The 19,092-nt window shown below is 42.4% G+C and carries 16 protein-coding genes, 1 tRNA gene and 1 pseudogene; 12 read left to right on the top strand and 6 right to left on the bottom strand.

What is annotated here, in order from left to right; translation table 11 throughout:
- Positions 1–57: 57 nt before the first annotated feature.
- Together HGO26_RS17040 and HGO26_RS17035 are read right to left on the bottom strand one after the other, a co-directional pair.
- Positions 58–510, bottom strand: coding sequence for a hypothetical protein (locus HGO26_RS17040; protein ID WP_168826685.1), 453 nt, complete (start codon positions 508–510; stop codon positions 58–60).
- A gap of 262 nt (positions 511–772) precedes the next feature.
- Positions 773–1,324: a hypothetical protein gene (locus HGO26_RS17035; protein ID WP_168826683.1), complete on the bottom strand. Its 552-nt coding sequence runs from the start codon at positions 1,322–1,324 to the stop codon at positions 773–775.
- A 535-nt stretch (positions 1,325–1,859) separates the two neighbouring features.
- On the opposite strand from HGO26_RS17035, the gene HGO26_RS17030 reads away from it, so the two are divergent.
- The 8 genes and pseudogenes from HGO26_RS17030 to HGO26_RS16995 all read left to right on the top strand — a co-directional run bounded on the left by HGO26_RS17030 (position 1,860) and on the right by HGO26_RS16995 (position 10,010).
- Positions 1,860–3,596, top strand: coding sequence for a DUF3987 domain-containing protein (locus tag HGO26_RS17030; protein WP_168826681.1), 1,737 nt, complete (start codon positions 1,860–1,862; stop codon positions 3,594–3,596).
- Positions 3,597–3,659: 63 nt separating this feature from the next.
- Positions 3,660–4,955 carry a hypothetical protein gene (locus HGO26_RS17025; protein WP_168826679.1) on the top strand — a complete coding sequence of 432 codons (1,296 nt, stop codon included), beginning with the start codon at positions 3,660–3,662 and terminating at the stop codon, positions 4,953–4,955.
- A 129-nt stretch (positions 4,956–5,084) separates the two neighbouring features.
- Entirely contained in the window at positions 5,085–6,020 is a 936-nt protein-coding gene (locus HGO26_RS17020; protein ID WP_168826677.1) for a tyrosine-type recombinase/integrase, read from the top strand.
- Positions 6,017–8,050, top strand: coding sequence for an AAA family ATPase (locus HGO26_RS17015; protein ID WP_168826675.1), 2,034 nt, complete (start codon positions 6,017–6,019; stop codon positions 8,048–8,050). Before HGO26_RS17020 ends, HGO26_RS17015 begins: the two co-directional genes overlap by 4 nt.
- Before the next feature lie 18 nt (positions 8,051–8,068).
- Positions 8,069–8,599: pseudogene (locus HGO26_RS17010) on the top strand (hypothetical protein); the annotation flags it as partial.
- 70 nt (positions 8,600–8,669) lie between these two features.
- The gene (locus HGO26_RS17005; protein WP_115335485.1) at positions 8,670–9,113 is read left to right on the top strand and encodes a JAB domain-containing protein; all 444 of its coding nucleotides are present in this window, start codon (positions 8,670–8,672) and stop codon (positions 9,111–9,113) included.
- A 19-nt stretch (positions 9,114–9,132) separates the two neighbouring features.
- Entirely contained in the window at positions 9,133–9,537 is a 405-nt protein-coding gene (locus tag HGO26_RS17000) for a DUF2787 family protein (RefSeq protein WP_168826671.1), read from the top strand.
- Between the two features lie 140 nt (positions 9,538–9,677).
- Positions 9,678–10,010, top strand: a complete 333-nt coding sequence (locus HGO26_RS16995) for a YegP family protein (protein ID WP_168826669.1) — start codon at positions 9,678–9,680, stop codon at positions 10,008–10,010.
- Positions 10,011–10,139: 129 nt separating this feature from the next.
- Here HGO26_RS16995 and HGO26_RS16990 read toward each other — a convergent pair.
- Positions 10,140–10,226: transfer RNA gene (locus HGO26_RS16990), tRNA-Leu, on the bottom strand.
- 301 nt (positions 10,227–10,527) lie between these two features.
- Positions 10,528–12,117: a bacteriohemerythrin gene (locus tag HGO26_RS16985; RefSeq protein ID WP_105251482.1), complete on the bottom strand. Its 1,590-nt coding sequence runs from the start codon at positions 12,115–12,117 to the stop codon at positions 10,528–10,530.
- A gap of 311 nt (positions 12,118–12,428) precedes the next feature.
- Here HGO26_RS16985 and HGO26_RS16980 point away from each other — a divergent pair, with 311 nt between their 5' ends.
- Positions 12,429–12,560, top strand: coding sequence for a DUF3149 domain-containing protein (locus HGO26_RS16980; RefSeq protein WP_105251481.1), 132 nt, complete (start codon positions 12,429–12,431; stop codon positions 12,558–12,560).
- A 141-nt stretch (positions 12,561–12,701) separates the two neighbouring features.
- Here HGO26_RS16980 and HGO26_RS16975 read toward each other — a convergent pair whose 3' ends face one another.
- Positions 12,702–13,313, bottom strand: coding sequence for a superinfection exclusion B family protein (locus HGO26_RS16975; RefSeq protein ID WP_105251480.1), 612 nt, complete (start codon positions 13,311–13,313; stop codon positions 12,702–12,704).
- A gap of 168 nt (positions 13,314–13,481) precedes the next feature.
- On the opposite strand from HGO26_RS16975, the gene HGO26_RS16970 reads away from it, so the two are divergent.
- A complete protein-coding gene (locus HGO26_RS16970) occupies positions 13,482–15,107 on the top strand; it encodes a sensor histidine kinase (RefSeq protein WP_168826667.1) in 1,626 nt (541 codons plus the stop codon).
- A gap of 86 nt (positions 15,108–15,193) precedes the next feature.
- On the opposite strand, the gene tcdA is transcribed toward HGO26_RS16970, so the two are convergent.
- Complete coding sequence (tcdA, locus tag HGO26_RS16965) at positions 15,194–16,003, bottom strand: tRNA cyclic N6-threonylcarbamoyladenosine(37) synthase TcdA (protein WP_131524107.1); 810 nt, start codon at positions 16,001–16,003, stop codon at positions 15,194–15,196.
- 426 nt (positions 16,004–16,429) lie between these two features.
- Between tcdA and HGO26_RS16960 the strand changes: the two genes are divergently transcribed.
- Positions 16,430–17,494 carry a porin gene (locus HGO26_RS16960; protein WP_168826665.1) on the top strand — a complete coding sequence of 355 codons (1,065 nt, stop codon included), beginning with the start codon at positions 16,430–16,432 and terminating at the stop codon, positions 17,492–17,494.
- A gap of 435 nt (positions 17,495–17,929) precedes the next feature.
- Positions 17,930–19,018, top strand: coding sequence for a porin (locus tag HGO26_RS16955; RefSeq protein WP_168826663.1), 1,089 nt, complete (start codon positions 17,930–17,932; stop codon positions 19,016–19,018).
- Positions 19,019–19,092: the final 74 nt, after the last annotated feature.

The raw sequence follows: 19,092 nt of genomic DNA, 5'->3' as shown, positions 1-19,092 counted from the left end.
CGTACATAATGTACGGCAGAATGCTTACATACTTGCCTAACTGATAGAATTTATCGATTAATACGAGAGACCATATTCTTCAAGGTTGATACCAAAAAACGGCTCTAAAATATGTTCTTCAAACTCTGCAATTTCATCTTCAGGCACTTGAATGAAGGTAGAACGATGATTTGGTGCCCACCACTTATTAGGTCCTTCATAGCCCACATTACTTATCGCTAGCCTGATGAGCCTGAATGGTCTATCTGCCCAACCATCACCTTTAGATGAAAAAAAGTTTACAGGTCCAGTGAACTGACCAAGTAAGCAAATACCATTATTTCCGTGAGTAAGATAAAAGTAGTCACCAACATCAGCGTTAATGAAATGCTCACCTTGTGTTGTCGAGGATTGTCCCTTCGCGGCTGTATTAATATGAACATATACCAGTCTATGTTCTATTGACGATGATATATCGATAAGAGAAAAATATTCAGTTCCCTGAGATAACTTCCAAAAGGTTGGTAACATGCAAACTCCATTTTTAATGATTTACGACTTTATTATAACGGGTACTATATAAAATACTCTTACACATTAATCATTTGTAACTATGACGGCAAGCATTGAAAGTGTCTAAAGATCACATTTACGCTTCTAAAATAAGCCTTTTAAGACGTATTAATGCAGCAGTTTGTGCCGACCTTTCACAGTTCTAAAGTTCGTTCTAGGGGGCTATGATCACCTTAAGTCATTTATTCAACTTGTAACATAATGAATAAAATGGATCACGCTACGGGCATTCTTCATTTGAGCCACTTCCACTCTCTTGAATACCTGATTTATCCCATATCCATTTATTGGAAATATCAACTTTATCCATATATTCAGATATCCTTATGTGCTTTAAATTTGAACGCCCGCTGGTCAAGCTTCGGCAATACTCAACAGATTCAAGTTCAGACTTAACATACTCACGCAAAGTGGCAAGACCAAAGATCGTATTATGAAAGTTAACATCCGTGACCGTTATGTATGAAAAACTGTGCAGTTTTCTGATAATACCGGTTAAGCGAGGCGGTGAAAGAACGATATTGAGATGTTCAAACAGAACATCTGGCAGAGATATAATGTCATCTTTAGAATGTTCCTCCGTCGTGGTTTGTCGGTGGTAAAAACAACTATAAAAACTGTCTTTACTTCCTAATGTAGGGAAGTTCCCTATAGTTTTTCTTCTTTCTGAAACTGTAAAGAACCCTCCCGTGTACCCCTTCAGATAATCATATAAAAAGAGAACGATCCTAGTTTCTGCAAAGTTAAAATGGGGATTTGTAATCACATTCATCAAGAACTTCCCGCCTTCACTATAGAGGTTTAAAGAACGAAGAGTCTGCTCATTTGATAGATACTTCACTGAAGTATACTCAATAAGTTTAACTCGGGACTCGTATAATGATTTGTTCGAAGTTGATATCTCTGGGGTCAATACAACCGGATTACGTTTGGTTCCAACTTTTCTTATCACACTTATTATCCTTGCATTAACTTTTAAGTATAGGACACATAAAACGTATTCTATTTTTGAAATGCACACATACTAGCGAAAGTAGAATACACAAAAAGTATCCTATTTGTGGCGAATATACCTATTTAGCGTAAAACAAAAAAATTAATTTTTTTCTTGACATAAAAACACACAAAATACAAAAACAATAAACCAGACAAAAAACAAATATAAACATATAGATACAATCAGTTCAAAATCCCTCTTCCCCATTTCCTTGATAAACAAAATTGCAGGTAAAATGAATTTTTTTATCATTAATACTGTTGTTTATGATCAGTCACACTCCTTCTTTCATCAAAAAGGAGACTAAACCATGTCAAAACCAACACTCAATACAACCAAAACCCAAACTACTTATGCTAAGAAAAAAGTGACGACCAAACCTATCAAAAAGGCTAAAAAAGCTTTTCCTACTACAAAAACGACTAAGGATGTAGTAAACCAACCAACAACAAAGGAGATGTCCACAGAACCTCTTCAGAACTCAAAGGAAACCACGGCACTGCAAGCAGACGCTAAAACGCCGGAGTACTCTATTTCAGCCTTTACTGGACGTGTAAACGATCCCACTCAGCCACTTGCATTTGACGGGCTATTACCACGGATGGCATTAAAAATGGTGTGTACCATTGCCGCAAAAACAGAGTCGGTTCCCGATTTCGCGGTCACCGCCTTACTAACAACGCTGAGCCTTGCTATTGCTAACCGTTTTCGCATTCAACCAGATAAGAACAATACCGCATATATTATTACTCCGAACTTGTCAGGCATGATTATCGCTGAACCCGGAAGCCGTAAATCTGCACCCGTCCGCTTGGTCACGGAGCCATTCACTAATCTTGAAAAGGCTTATGCAAAATCGCAAATGAAAAATGCGAAAGATGATGCTAAACAGCTTTCAAAACAGAAGCTTAAAAATCTTGCATACGAGAAGAAGGCAAGGTCTCTTTCTGTTGAGCTCGTAGATTACTCATCGACCTCTGATGAATACAAAGACATCGAAAAGCAGCTTGATGATGCTCTGGAAAAGTATCAAGAAATTCCACAAAAGAAGGCACCCAAAATGCTAGTGGTGCAAGACCCTACACTGAAAGGGTTACTGCAAATTGCTGAAGCCCAGTCTGAACCTGTGTTGATTTATAAGGATGAGCTTGCTCCCTTTTTAGAAGAAGTCTATTCCTCAAAAAATAGTGGCTTCAGACGCTATTTAATTGAAGCAATGGATGGAAAAAATAGCTACACCAATGTCACGGCTCACAAATCAATACAAACGGTTAAACCCCCAATTATTTCGTTGATGGGTACAACTCAACCAAGTGTAATTTACAAACTGGTAGGTAAGATTGCAGCAGAAAAAATTGTCGATGATGGTTATTTAGATCGCTTTCAACTAGTCACATTTCCAAATGCCAATTATGTGTTGGAGCACTCGACCAGCCTTGAGTACGTAGATGAACAATCAATAGGGGCGTTAATGGCACTTGTAAAGTTGCTTTATAAAAGCTCAAAAGCACCTATCAAAGTGACAATAAACGATGATGCTAAAAAACGGTTTGAAAGCTATAAAACGAAACTCAGTAACTTACAAAAGTCAGAGAAAATATCACCACATGTAAAGAATAAACTCTCGAAATACCCCGACATGATGCTGAGTATTGCATTGGTTATTGCTGTGCTTCGTACGTTTGAAAAGGACCCTTCGTCAATTTTTACACTCAAAACACTCAAAAGCACTGACCTTAAAATGGCGAGTAAATGGACGCAATACTACTTTAAACACCTGAAAAAGCTGTGGGGATCCAAAAGCGCTAAGAAAGAAAATGCGCTCAAGATTTTAGAGAACATCAAATCACTGTTAGATAAAAATAAGTGCTTCACCACTCGTGATATCACCCAACGCAATTGGGCTGGTATAAACAAGGAAAATGATAAAGCAAAAGCGGCGCTTCAAATACTCGTCGATGAAGGGGTTATTAAATCTGTAAATGATAACAAGAAGACCGGACGTCCATCTGAAAAATGGCAGTTAATCGTCAAAATCGTCGATTAATCGAGCTCCTGATGGGGAGGATGACCTCCCCTGCATCTAATACCGTTTACAGAGAGAATTATTATGAAAAACGAATTATCTACACCAACTATTAATAGTACTATGTTTAATATTTATAAGTACTTAGATAACAGTAACAATGATATTCACATTACAATAGATAACTATTTAGAAGCTGTCATTCAGTATCGTGTTAGTCATAACAAGTTTGTATCTAAGGCTATACATCAGCGTCTAGCCGAGCATACAGCGCTAAACGTGATGGACACTAAAGCGCTCAAATACGCATTGCAACGTGCCACTGTAGGTGCTGTCACTGATAGCATTAAAGGTCTGCATCTTCAGGGCCGTTTGCTTGAATCTCAATTAGCCAACCCACAGGCATGGGCGTGTTATCCCATCATCGATAAGCTGCATATTACTGTGGATGTGGCTAAAGATGAGATTGATGATTTATACAGTCAATCTCCGTCTATCTTTGAAAATAGCCAATTTAAGTGCTCTAAGACAAAGCCCAAGCGCCAGAAAGGCCAATTCTATAGAGATGTACTGACATTCTCATTAAAGACTGATAAGACAGCGCAGATACGCATGTTCTTTGGTGATTACGCTAAAGATCGTACAACCAAGCACAACAAGCTAAGAATTGAGTTTATTCCTGCGCGGTTTACGCCTGAACAGATAAAAGCATTCTTCCGTTTGATTAAGCGCTCGAAGTGTATTAATAACTACGAAAAATGCATGAAAAAGGCAAACGTCACACGTTGCGATGTTGCCATTGACTTATTGTGCATTCCTACGCCATTGGTGATTGTCGATAAGCCAAAGGTCAAGCATTTTAGTAACCACAAAGATCATGCGCTCAAGAACATGCGCTTTGTCCAAACAATGTATATTTGCCAGCAGAAAAAAAGCCATATCACCGTTTACAGCAAACCTGAGAAGTTATTAGAGATGAGTTCTAAAAAGGCAAAGGATCGGCTTCCTATGCTCATTAATGAAGATGGTAATCCGTTAGCGGTAACACGTTTCGAAAATGTTTACCGTACTCAACAGTCAGGTGGCGCTCTGTTACTACAAAACCTGCACAAGATGAGTCTCCTGTTTAAGTCTGTCGAAATCTATCGCCCTGACATACTCGGCAACTTAGATGAGGCAGAGCGCAAATTAGCACTTAGAGATGGACTGATGGTGTACTTCAAAAAGAAGCTTGATAAAGCCGCCTTTAAGGCGCGAATTGACATGCTTCAGCGCCACGCGATGTTTATCAATCGCAAAGCGTTTAAGTCGATGCAAGATGAGGTGCTACAGATATTACAAGACTGCATAATATTGCCCTCCAAGGCTGAGCCTCGCTAACCGTGTCAAAAACAGTGGCTGAAATTTAGGCTTAAAAGTGATATTATGAACGTGTTTCTAGTATCACTTTTCCCTTCTCGTTCAACCCTCTAAACACAATTCAACTTAATACACTTACTGGAGTTCTCTATGACTACAGCGACCCCTTATGCGCTGTATTTGAGCCGCCTGTCTATTAATAGTCAGCGCTCTATCAGCTCACAAATGCGCAGTATTGCGCGACTCATGCAGTGGCAAGAAGACGGTCTCGATGACAAGCTATGTCAGATAGACTATCAACAAGCGCTGCAAATACGCGCAGTGATGACTCATGCGCAGTGGTCAGCGCGTTCCATCAACCGCGCCATGATAGCGATTAAGAATATCGTCAAAGTGGCGGCCTTGATGAACAAAGCCGATTTATCGCAGGTCGCAAACTTGCAGACCATTAATCAAGTGAAGCACGGTGAGCATCAAGGTACGCCGTTAAGCACAGAGCAAGTGACCGCAGTATTGGATTACTGTAAAACGCAAAAAGGCACCTTCGCTACCCGTAATCTGGTGATATTCAGCCTGTTCTTGGGTACTGGATTGCGCCGCAGTGAGTTATCGGCGTTGATGCTGCACGACTATGATGCCAACTTGCATACCCTGACAGTGGCTGCGGGTAAAGGTAACAAGAGTCGCACCTTGTTCTTGCCTGAGTGGGTAGAGCAAAATCTTCTGGCATGGCTTAAGTTACGTCAGCGCCAGCAGGGGTATTTAGTGTGCAAATCGACGCTAACTGGCAAGCTTAAACTTACCGAGCCAACCACCCCAACGGCTTTATATCGGTTAGTTAAAGATACCTTGTATGAGCTAGGGGTAGATAACGTATCACCCCATGATTTACGCCGAACCTTTATTACTCGCTTGCTTGAACAGAACGTGGATATCAATACCGTGCGCCAAATGGCAGGACACGCCGATATCAGTACTACCACCATTTACGATAAACGTGACCATGCGTTTATGAAGCAAGCCGCTGCGATGCTGGATTACATCCCGCCGGATAAACCCACTAAACGGGGGCGCGGCAATCGATGATAAACGTCAAACCCATCGCTAAACACGCTAAGCATTGTTATTACCTTGCAACTCAAATCGCCGAAGACTTATTACTGTCAGCCGTCAATTATGGCTTTGAGTATATGCCGTCCTATGCGATTAACTCGCTCGTGGGTATCAAGCTACAACATGGCATTAACCATGATATCGACAGCACCCTCGCGCTGTTTCCGCTTAAGGATAATTACCCTGTCATGGCAGAAACGGTGCAGCACAATGCGCGGTTTCTGTGTGAACTGTTTAAGCTTGATGCCGCGATGAAACCCATGATGGTGCTCATCATCGTGCTCAATGCCAATGCAGGGCTCAAAGAGTTGCTTAATCTGTTAGCTGACCATGATGCGGATATCCTCATTCATTGGTTAGAGCAAGAAACAGGACTCAGCAGTGATGATATTCATGGGCAGCTAGAACCTTTAGCCCGTAATCGCTTTATTGAGGGAGCAGCATTACTCCTACCGCATTTGTTGAGAATACCTGAGCCGTTTAGGGTATTGCTGGTGACTGAAAAGCTCACTCGCCGTGAAGCCATGCTCGCGCCGATTATCAAGCACAGCCCCACAGCACAGTTCAAGCTTAAGCAATTTGAGCATGTGAATGCCGATTTAGTGTATCGCTATCTAAGAGCTGCCATGGCTCAGCGGCTGAAAGGCGTTAACATTTTACTCTATGGGGCTGCGGGAACAGGTAAAACCGAACTATCCCGCACCTTAGCAAAGGCACTGCGGCGCAGCTTAGTGGAGGTGCAAAGTGTGCAGTTTGAGGATGGTAAAGTGACTGATGAGTTCTTGAGTAAAGAACCCACTAGCCAACGCTTAACCTACCTTAATCTACTGCAAAGCTTGCTCGATGGCTCAGATGAAAGCCTGTTATTGGTTGATGAATGCGAAAGCGTGTTTAAGCATGCCGATGAGCATTACTCCAAAGAAGGCTTAATGCGCTTACTGGAAACCAATCCTGTACCTGCTATTTGGATTACCAACCATGTATCGCAACTTGAACCAAGCTACATACGCCGCTTTAAGTTAGTAATGGAAATCCCTGTACCCGATGAAGCCTTTAGCTTTGCCATGAGTAAAACCATGCTGAAATCACTTAAGGTGTCGGATGCATTTCGCTTGGTGTTAGCCAGTAAATCTAATGCCGCTCCGGCATATATTGCGAACGCCGCCCATGTGGCGAGTACCTTAGCCTTAACGGGGGATGAGGCTGAAATCGTGGTATTGGATGTTATTGATGCCACCCTTGAAGCCTGTGGTGAAGAGCCGCCAGCGGCTAAATATCAAGGCCAGCTAAGCTTTGACCCGAGTTGCTTAAACCTTAACGCCATCGACGGACAAGATACACAGTCCATTATCAGTGATATCGATACCGCGATAGCCAACAGCCTCCCTGTTAGGGTGCTACTCAATGGCCCCCCAGGTACAGGTAAAACAGGCTGGGTACATCACTTAGCTGAAACCCACGGCATGGATATCATGCACATCAAGTGCTCTGATGTACTGAGCAAGTATGTCGGTGAGAGCGAGCAGAACATTGCAGCGCTGTTTAGAGAAGCGCACAGAACAAAGAAGCTGATGCTCTTTGATGAAGTCGATAGCTTGCTCAGTCAGCGTGAGAGCGCTCAAGCGCAGTATGAAGTGCAGCTCATCAACGAACTGCTGTCACAGCTTGAATGCAACACAATGCCCGTGTTTGCAGCAACTAATGCACTCAGCGCAATCGATAGCGCAGTGATGCGCCGCTTTGACTTTAAACTGACCTGTGACTATCTGACTGAAAGCCAGCGCCAGACCTTGTATCGACAGGTGCTAGGGATTAACAAACTCACAGTAATAGAGGTTGACCAACTTCACGCACTACAACAATTAACGCCCGGCGACTTCGCTATCGTAGCAAGGCGTATGTTATTTCAACCTAACCACAACCACAGAGCCACCGCGATTGCTCTGTTAACCCAAGAAAACAACCGTAAACAAGCCACGCGCCGCATTGGCTTTATCAACTAACCCCAGCAATACAACCCACTAAACCACGAAAAGGAACACCCCATGACAACATTATTGAGTTCGCTCAAGGTTATCGCTCGCCCTGAAATCGCCGTTAAGCCGCCTATCATCGGCAAAAGAACCCGCTTGGTTGACAAGCTGAAGCAGCAATTGGACATGGCCGAATGCTTTATCCAAGGCAGCGAGTTTGAAGCCTACCGCGAGAAAAGTGTGAAAGACCCAGAGACAGGAGAGCGTAAGAAGGTGCGCCGCCGTATCACAGTGCGCCCATGGTACTACGACAGTGAAGGTCACTATTACTTCGAAGTCCGTATCGGGATTAAGCCTATCGAGCTGGTAAAGGATAAACCCGCCATTGATGTCGGTGATAAAGCCCTGCTACCTGACACCATCAAGCTGATTATCGATGCCGTAGAGAAAGGTGAGCTAGATGAGTTCATCCTCAAGGCCGCCAAGTTCCCGACCAAGAAGGCTAAGGCTAGTGCTGAGGCCAGTAAAGAACCAAAGAGTGAGGCTAAAAGCGATACCTCAGCCAAAACCACCAAGTAATGCACACACTATCAGGAGCAGAAGGAAGTCTCTTCTCTCCTGAAGTCTTTAGCACCAATAGGGATAGACCATGGCGATTATCCGAGAAATCAATGTCAAATATCAGTTCAAAGAAACCCAGTGCGCCTTGGCCGAGCAAGCCATCACACGGCCTGAAGATACCGCGCAGGTATTTGACTACCTTAAGCATGAAACCAAAGAAATGTTTATCGTGGCAAACCTGACAACCCAGCACACCATTAATTGCGTGGAAGTCGTGGCGACAGGTTCAGTGAATGGCATCAGTATGCGACCCGTCGAAGTGTTACGCACGGCCGTTATTCTCAATATGCCCAGCGTTATCCTTGTTCATAACCACCCTTCAGGCGATCCAACACCAAGCACTAGCGATATTCAATTCACCCGTAAAGTCATTGAGTGCGCCAAAGTGCTGGATATCAATGTCCTCGACCATGTGATTATTGGCCTTAACCGCTTTACCAGCCTTCGCGAAACCCACAGCGATTTGTTCTAACACCAACTAAGGACACACAATGAATACCATTAATCAAGAGTTGGCCTTGCCTGTCTCTGACAGACTGCTATTGGCATTAACCCCATTTATCAGTAACCAAGCCGACAATGCCGTGACGATTAACTTTCGTGATCCAGATTACAGCCCACAACGGGGTGGCTTTCATCCTGTGGAGATAAGGCTAGAGAAACACGCCGAACAATGGCAGTTATGCTACATCACCGACTTTTGCTATGTCGGCCAAATGGGGCAATGGGAGTTGGTTAAAGAACTGGACTTTGACTTTAGCAGCGGCGTATTTCAGAGCATCAGTGGCCTACTCGTCATTGAAGCGGCAGTAGAGTTTTACCCGATATGGGAGCAAAACTTCCTGTGCTACTGGCAAGAGTTAGACGTTTTTAATGTCATTGTGTCGCCAGATTAACCCTCAAAACACTCAAAACACTCAAAACCGCCGCAAAAGTCATCTATTAAACACGCTAAAGTCGACTACACTGATGCTCAAGCAGGAAATGTCTTCCTTGCTTGCGCTATGCACGGTCTTAAAGAATAAGGAGCAACCCCATGTCAGGATGGTATGAATTAAGTAAAAGCAGTAATGAGCAATTTAAGTTTGTATTAAAGGCGGGAAATGGAGAAGTCATTCTCTCCAGCGAGCTTTACACAGGTAAGAGTGGTGCGTTGAACGGTATTGAATCCGTGCAAACCAACTCCCCAATCGAAGCCCGATATGCCAAAGAAGTGGCTAAAAACGAGAAGCCGTATTTCAACCTCAAAGCAGCCAACCATCAAATCATAGGCACCAGCCAAATGTATTCGAGCACAGCTGCAAGAGATAACGGGATTAAGTCGGTGATGGAAAATGGAAAAACAACCACCATCAAAGATTTGACCTAGGCAAGCATGCCCAGTGTGGTGCTTTGCTGGAAGGTGAATGATGAACTCTAGCAAAGTAGCGAGTTGGTAAGTATCTAACATGACTGAATTTTAGATACAAAAAAACCGACGCTAAGGTCGGCTTTGAAGTGGTACCAGTGGCCGGAGTCGAACCGGCACGCTTTTAAGGGCGCGGGATTTTGAATCCCGTGTGTCTACCAATTTCACCACACTGGCATTATCTTCAATCTCAAAAACTTTGCAAATCTTTGCAAGGATTTTGCACGTTAATTTTTACAAATTAACTTTTTACATCATCAGCTTAGTGAAAATTAAGCTGTAAACACTGTGACTTTTGAATCCCCTGTGTCTACCGATTTCACCACACTGGCATATCAAATATGCACTTAGAAACAATCAAAACAACTGTCTGTCTCTAAGTGCTGGGAATTATACCTTTGCTTATGACAATGGCAAGTCTTTTGCCGCGACTTTAATACAAATTGCATTTAACCGCTCAAAAATCATGCTCTTGGGGTTATTCTGCGCCATGGGATAATAAAAAAGCGGTATATTCTTTATCACTTTTTTGAATATGGTTTACCAACCAAGCTTTCAAGAAAGCCATTAATTCGTCGGCAACATCTTCACCTCTAACAACCCGCTTTTGAAAATCAAGTACTTGCCCAACTAACTTGCCGTGTTTTTCCTTGTGGCTGTCAGTTTGAGGGTAACCAAAACGCGCAAAGAGTTCCTCTTCATAGGCAAAGTGATTGGCGGTGTAATCCACTAACCCTTGTACGATACGTTTGATGGCTTCAAGTCCATACTCTTCATTTAATGTGCGGTGTAATTCATTGATCAATGAGACTAAGCGTTGATGTTGACGATTGATCTCAGGCATTCCTATGTCTAACTCAGGCCCCCATTTTACAAAGAGTTTATTTTGCGCCTGACTCGAATTAAAAAATGCCGCATTCACATGGAATCTATGCAGCAAGGAGCCTATTTCCTGCGACATGTTATACACTTTCAAACTCGATAAGTTAGTGTTGTTGGTGTGGGAGGCATTACTCAGGGCTAGCTCAGCCATCACACTGATATTTTTATTAATTTCCTCTGCTACTGTATGTTGCTGTCCCGATGCCGTGGCGATTTGATGGGACATATCGGTAATGGTCTCCACCTGAGCGACAATCTGCCCGAGTGCACTGTGAGCTTGATCAACCATATCAGCCGTTTCGTCGGCAATCGCCACGTTTTTCAACATGACTTCAACACCATGTTGTGCGCCTTTTTGTAATGCGGCGATTTGCTGCTGGATCTCAACCGTGGCTTCGGATGTTCGTTTAGCAAGATTACGTACTTCATCGGCGACTACAGCAAAACCGCGACCATGTTCACCCGCTCTCGCACTTTCAATGGCAGCATTTAAAGCGAGTAAATTGGTTTGTTCGGCCACCTGCGAAATGGTTTCAATAATACTACTGATATTGTTGCTGTCGGCGGCCAAGTGCTCGATCACGGTTCGAGTATCATGGATCTGTTGCGACATAGCGCCAATTTTAGTGACTATGCCATTCATGATTTGATCACCGCGCTTAGCAGAACTTTGGGCAATATCAGCTGCCTGCGCAGCACTCACCGCATTTTGCGATACAGCTTGTACGCTTGAAACCATCTGCGTCATCGCACTGGCTGCCAGTTCAGTTTGATGCTCTTGCTCTAACACGCCTTGCTTTGCCTGTTCACTGATAACCTTGATATCCGAGGCGACTTTTTTCATCCCTTCACAGGTATCAGATAAAGACAAAATCGTACGGCTGACATCCTCACCCATGCGATTAATGTTATGTACTACCTTAATGAACACACCCGCATCTTTCTCTTCCAATTGATAACTCAAATCTCCCTCGCCTAAGTGGTGTGCTGCACGCTCAAGTTGTCTCAAATTACGGATTAATTTATTGATGTTGAACATTAAAATGGCGGCGAGCGCGCTTAAACACAAAATGGCAACAAAGTGCCCTGTGATCACCAAACAATAGAGGGGATAAATCAGCAACAATAGTGGCGCAAAGATAGAATTATATCCCATTGAATCCTTGTGACTTTTTTTAGAATCCATTTTTTACTCCTTTAAAAAACTGATATCGCGCCTTCATATAAAAACAAGAACGAATAAATGGAATAGCGCGTTAACTGAATATCGATCGAGTTGAATAGGTTAATCCTAGACGCTAACGGAAGAAGAAACAAAACTAAATTATTTGAACTCGCCGCTGTTAAGCATACCCTTAAATTTGACCAAGATCACAGAGTTAACTAAGGGTTATGACTTTGTATTCCTATGTCGATTTTTTATTGATCGAGATCAGTATTTTAGCTATCGAATACCGCTAATTTAGCGAGGACTTCACAGGAAAGAGGATTTCAGTCATGGCATTTTGGTTAGATCTGATGTTTGGTAACCCCATAGGCTTACTTTCAATGATCGTTATCTTTAGCACAATAGGGATAGTGTCTTATATCACTTGGATGTTCATTGTGAAGTCGGCACCGAAACCATAGTTTTTGCTCCAGTTGTTCTTCATGTTTCTTGTATAAATGCAAAATCTAGGGGGTTTTATCACCCCCATTTTTTGTTGTCTCGCATGTTAAAAATGCTAACTAAAACATAGCTAGCACTCATCCGAGTGAGGCTGAACACGCCTATGCTGCGTGTTTTCTGTTTTGTACTAATCCATTCAAAAATTGCGGGCGCGCCTTAATCAACGACTGCATTTCTTCTTGGCTCGGCTCACCTGCTGGCAAACGCAGCACATCACGGTTAAGGTACATACGCGCTTTCATGGCAATCTTATAGTCAGCGGTCGGTCCCTGAATTGCATAATGGCGCTCGTTACCGAGCTTCTCTAAGATACAGGCATTCACTAAACTTTTTACAGCGGGTTCATTTTGCGGCAGAGTCAAAATCGTGGCGCCTTGAAGAAAGAATTCCCTCACTAAAGCTCGCTCAGCGGGATCAAGTAGATTCACTTTAGCTTCAATCGTCTCAATAACGCGCTTATCACTTAAATGACGGATAGACTCATCTAAGCCTAAGTTAATTAATTGACTCAAAAAGTAAGCGATAGAAACGATTAGACCTAATCCAACAAACTGTGCATGTTCTGGCACAAATTTATCGAGCGCCAGCACTGCCAGCACATTAGGGGGAATAAGAAGTAAGACAGAACAACTCACCATAAGCCACAACATGACTCTAAACATCATTTTCTTCGGGCTAAAAAACTTAACTGAATCCAGCTTGAGTTTAAACATAGTGCTATCCCAGTGACAAAAAATTGAACTTATCGGCTAACAAGCAAATTCAATGCCACAAATGAAGACATATTTCGTTGATTTTATCTGCGAGAAAATGCACTTTCTGGATCTGTAGGTCTATGCTTATAAGCATCTCAAGCCGCTATTGCATAAAGAAAATTTAAGATGCTGACATTCTTTAGCCAACTTATCAAAAGCCCCATAGGCAGGCACCTTACCCTGTCTATTGTACTTTTTAGTTCTGTTATCACCTTAATCACCACTGCATATCAGTTGATCAGTGATTATCGCAATGATGTAGTACGTATCGATAGAGTATTTTCCAACATGGAAAAGGTGAACTTAGATGTGCTCGCCGCCAGTATTTGGGTTATTGACGAGCGGCTCATTAACACTCAGCTCAATGGGCTAATTCAGCTGCCCGATATTAACTATATTTCGATTAAAGATGACAGCGGCCAAGCATGGAATGCAGGCGAGCAGAAACAAGAACACTCCTTAGATAAAACCTTTCCTTTAGTCTATAAATCACCGACTGAAAACATCAATGTCGGCACACTCGAAATACAAGTCGATGTCGATGCTATCTATCAACGCTTGTATGATAAGGCCATTATCATTCTGCTTTCTAATGGCATTAAAACCTTCTTAGTGGCTGGCTTTATTCTATTTTTAGTGTGGTTCAACATTACTAAACACTTAGATAAACTCAGCCAATACTGCAAAAATATCGACATAGACCATGAATATGAGCCACTACAATTTGACCGTCATGAAAAAATTGATGAATTCAAACAAGTCGCCGATTCCATCAATAGCATGCAAGTACAACTTAGAAGCTCATTTAGCGCCTTAAAGAATTCTAAGACGGAACTGCAAATAGCCTTAGAAGATAGAGAGCGGCTACTCAAGCTCGAACGTAGCTATAAAGAAGAGCTAGCAAGACAAGTTAAAGAAAGAACACTAGAGTTAGAACAATCCCTTAGCGCACTAAAACGAGCACAACAGGTTTTAGTTGAGCAAGAAAAAATGGCGGCCTTAGGTGGACTCGTGTCAGGGGTTGCCCATGAGATAAACACCCCAATTGGCATTTGTTTGACGGCGGCGAGTGCGCAGCTCAGCCATATTGAAGAACTGATCGACCTGATCCACAGCGATCAAGCTACATTAGATGAGATAAATGAAATACTTAATGAGTACCAAGAAAGCTGTGAACTCATTGTCCGTAATATCACTAAAGCCAGTAGCTTAATTCAAAAATTTAAAACGATCGCCATCGATCGCAGTCATGAAGAACACCAATGCTGTAATCTAAACCAGCAGCTACATGAAATCCTAGAGTCGACATTAATTATGCATCCCAATGTTAACGCCTCAACGGAGATCAACGTGGAGCCTACACTCAATATCAAAACCAATATCAGTTTGTTAAATCAAATTGTTAGTAATATTCTCTCGAACGCCTTTACCCATGCATTCCAAGGACATGAAGACAATCTTATCCACATTAATGCGACTTTGGATGAAGAATCAATTCAAATCAGCATTCAAAATAATGGCTTAGCCATTCCAGCAGATGTTGCTGAGCACATGTTCGAACCCTTCTTTACTACAAATCGTAATAAAGGTGGTACTGGCTTAGGATTATCAGCGGCCTTTAATGCCGCAACACTGTTGAAAGGCACTATGAGTTATCGCGCAGACTCAAAACTAGGCGGCCCACAATTTGATATTAAATTTCCATACACTCAATGTGAACCAGTCAATAATCAACAAGATTTTTATATCTAACTATAACCTAATGAAATTACATAATATTGAAGGGGTATCACCGCCCTTGAAAGCGGTGATATCTTGGCTGAATCTAGGTTAAGAGTTTAAACCGCCTCTTGAGCCTGCTGTGCCAATCGCGCTAATACGCGACTTGCCGCCACAAAACCAAATGTCCCAGTGACCATAGTCACAGCCCCAAAACCAGAAGCACAATCCATCCTCATGCTGCCATCAGCCGCCGCTTTAGTACCGCACACTGAGCCATCGGCTTGGGGATACACTAACTGCTCACTGGAAAAAACAGCATCGATAGCAAACCGGCGTTGCACGTTTTTAGAGAAGTTATACTCGCGGCGCAAAATATTACGCACTTTGGCTAGCAAAGGATCTTGGTAGGTTTTAGCGAGATCAGTTAACTGAATTTGCGTCGGATCTGTCTGTCCACCCGCACCACCCACTGTCACTATCTTAATTTTTTGACGTTTACACCAAGCAATTAGCGCAGCCTTCTGCTTAACGGCATCAATACAATCAATAACATAATCAATATTGCCGCCCTCTTTAGCTCCAAGTAAATACTCGCCTAGATTATCCAATGTAATAAAATCTTCAATTTCATTCACTTGGCAATCAGGATTAATTTCACGTATCCGTTGCGCCATCACAGCAACTTTAGAACCGCCGATGGTGGAGCTAAGAGCATGTATTTGTCGGTTAGTATTAGTGACACAGATATCATCTAAATCTATCAAGCTTATCTGCCCTATGCCGCTCCGCGCTAAGGCTTCAGCCGCCCAAGTACCGACGCCACCAATACCAATTACCATCACATGGGATGTGGCAAATTTAGCCAACGCCTTTTGTCCATACAAACGGCCAATTCCGCCAAATCGATTTTGATAGGCCTCAGTCATAAATACTTACCTTATATTACCCAATAACAGCAGGAGCGCTTGCACTAGCATCCAGTAGATACCAGCTGGGACAGCTTAAAAGCAACACCAGAAATGTGCCGTGGATTCTAAACGATATCGACATAAACCGAAATCAGATCCTCAGCCACCAAACACTAGATGCAAAGGGATACGAATACTAAATGAGTGTAATAAAAGCAAAGGCCCATCATTTACCACCGAGTCATTTGGTAATCGACTTAATAAAAACATGTATTTCACTTGTAAAACAATATGTTGAATAAGCCATCCTTTATATGAAACTTGATCAAGATCACACTTTATCATTTCAAGTCTGTGCAGACTTTGCCGCATAAAAGCTCAACAGCATGCATAGATACTGAAGTTATCAATGCATATAACAGCGATAAGCACAGGAAAATGAAGATGAAAAAGAATCTACTGACGACGGCTATTATTTCTAGCCTCACACTCTATTCATTCACAGCACTCGCCGATGGCCCTGAATTCTATGGTCATGCTGATCTTGCCATTACCAATTCAGACACAGGTTATGCAACTCAAAACCAAAAGGAGGGCACTGTTCTTGAAAACAACTTCTCTTGGTTAGGCGTAAAAGGTTCTGAAGCTGTAAGCCCTTACTTTGACATCATTTATCAAATGGAATTTGGTGTCGAAAACTTTGATAACTCAAATAAAACCTTCAATGCCCGTAATACATTCCTAGGTATCAGAAGTGCCGCAGGTACGGCCTTAGTGGGTCGTAACGATACCGTATTTAAAGCAGCTGAAGGTAGCTTCGATCTTTTCGGTAATACCAATGCTGATATCGACTTACTGGTTGCAGGCCAAACACGCTCCGCCGATGGCATTTCTTACTATTCACCTAAAATTGCCGATCTCGTGACGCTTAATGCCACTTATCTGATGAGTGATAACTATGACCAAGTGGATAGCAATGGCAACGACGTGTATAGCAAAGATCAAATGTATGCTCTGAGCGCCACCTTAGGGGATAAAGCCTTTAAAGCACAAAACTACTATGTCGCTGCCGCCTATAGTGATGGTATTGATAACATTGAAGCCTATCGTGGTGTGGCCCAAGCTAAATTCGGTGACGTAATCTTAGGTGCCTTATATCAACACAGTGAGCATGTGGATGATAAGTTTGCCAATCTCTCAGGCGATACCTATTTTGTCAACGCAGCCTACTTAATTGGCGACTTAAAACTAAAGATGATGTACGGCAAAGATGACTCAGGTCTAGGCAAGTACGTGAGCCGTTATGTTGGTGACCAAGACAACAGTGGCCTAGAACTGGTCCGTGATGTTGACCTGCAACAGTTCAGTGCGGGAGCTGATTACCGCCTGAGCACTAAGACTATGGTCTATGGTCACTACACACGCTTCGATGGCGATCTTATGTTGGCCGATGTAAAGCAAGACCTGAATGACAACATCTTTACTGTCGGTTTACGCGTTGATTTTTAAATAGATTAATCAACTAACCCCAAGGTTATTTATTGATAAAAAAGCGGCTTCGGCCGCTTTTTCTGCTTAGATATCGCCCCCAAACACAAATCTATAACCAATATGACAGACTTGCTACAGCATTAGTATATGCTACAGTTACCCTCGCCGACGCACTATCTAAGGCAATCCGCCTTACCTACCACTTAAGTAGTAAGTGAAAAATAGAGTTTTACCCCTTTCAGGTAAATTTGCAGTCAAGATATAAGGAAAGATCCCAGAAATGGCCCGAATATAGGCAAGGAGAGCCAAAAACATGATCTGCGCCACAGCCTGCGAGTCGTAAAACTGTAAAAATCGGCGGCAACTTTGTTACCGACTCAGGTAGCAAATGCGTTAAACCACACAAAAACCATGAAAAATGGATAAGAACTTAGGTTCGAGGGAGCACAAAACATGAAAAAGACATTCATCTCTGCATCAGTTGCATCAGTATTGGCATTGGCTTCATTCGGTGCGCTAGCCGAAGGCCCAAGCTTCTATGGTCGTTTAGAGCTTGCTCTAACCCATACTGACACAGGTGCCACTCTACAATCAGGTACTAACGGCTTAAATGCAAACTATGCCGATGAAAATAACGCAGGTACTTATTTAGAAAACAACTTCTCTCTATTAGGTGTTAAAGGTTCAGAAAAAATCGCTGATGGCTTTGAAGCTATCTATCAAATGGAATTCCAAGTTGAAAATACATCTACTACTGGTGATGTTTTCAAAGCACGTAACACTTTCTTAGGTTTAAAAACTAACGCAGGTACTGTGTTAGTCGGCCGTAATGATACCGTATTTAAACAAGCCGAAGGCGCTGTGGATATTTTCGGTAACACTAACGCCGATATCGACCGTTTAATTAGTGCTCAAACACGAAGCGCTGATGGTGTTTGGTACTACTCTCCAAAAATCGCAGGCTTAGTAACATTAAACGCTAACTATCAATTTGATGATAACGACACTACAGCTAAGACTTCTGAAAGCCTATATGCATTAAGCGCAACTCTAGGTGACAGCAAGTTTAAAGAACAGAATTACTATGCTGCTGTAGCCTATAACAAAGGCATCGCGGGTGTTGATGCATACCGTTTAGTGGGCCAAGCAAAATTCGGTCAATTCAAAGTCGGCGGTTTATTCCAAAACTCTGAAGATGTTGTGAACAATGACATCGAAGGTAATACTTACTTTGTTAACGTTTCTTATGACTTGAATGGTGTGAACCTTAAAGCAGAGTATGGTGTTGACGAAGCTGGCTTTGGTAATTACTACAAAAACGTAAACACCATAGGCAAAGATGCTAATGGTAAAGCTATTATTGCTACAGGTACTGACATCAACGTACAAAACTTCAACGTGGGTGCTGACTATCGTTTAGCTAAATCAACTATGGTATACGGCCAATACGCTATGTACCGCGGTGACCATATTGTTGCAGGTAACAAAGTTGATCTACAAGATGACAACGTATTCTCTGTAGGCGTACGTTACGACTTCTAATCTCTTACCTAAGAGATAATAGAAACCTACTGTAGTAATACAGTAGGTTTTTTTATGTCTCAAATCTAATCCAA

Source organism: Shewanella oncorhynchi (assembly GCF_012584455.1).
Classification (GTDB): domain Bacteria; phylum Pseudomonadota; class Gammaproteobacteria; order Enterobacterales; family Shewanellaceae; genus Shewanella; species Shewanella oncorhynchi.
Note: the sequence above shows the minus strand (reverse complement) of the source record. Positions and strands in the feature narration are given on the sequence as shown.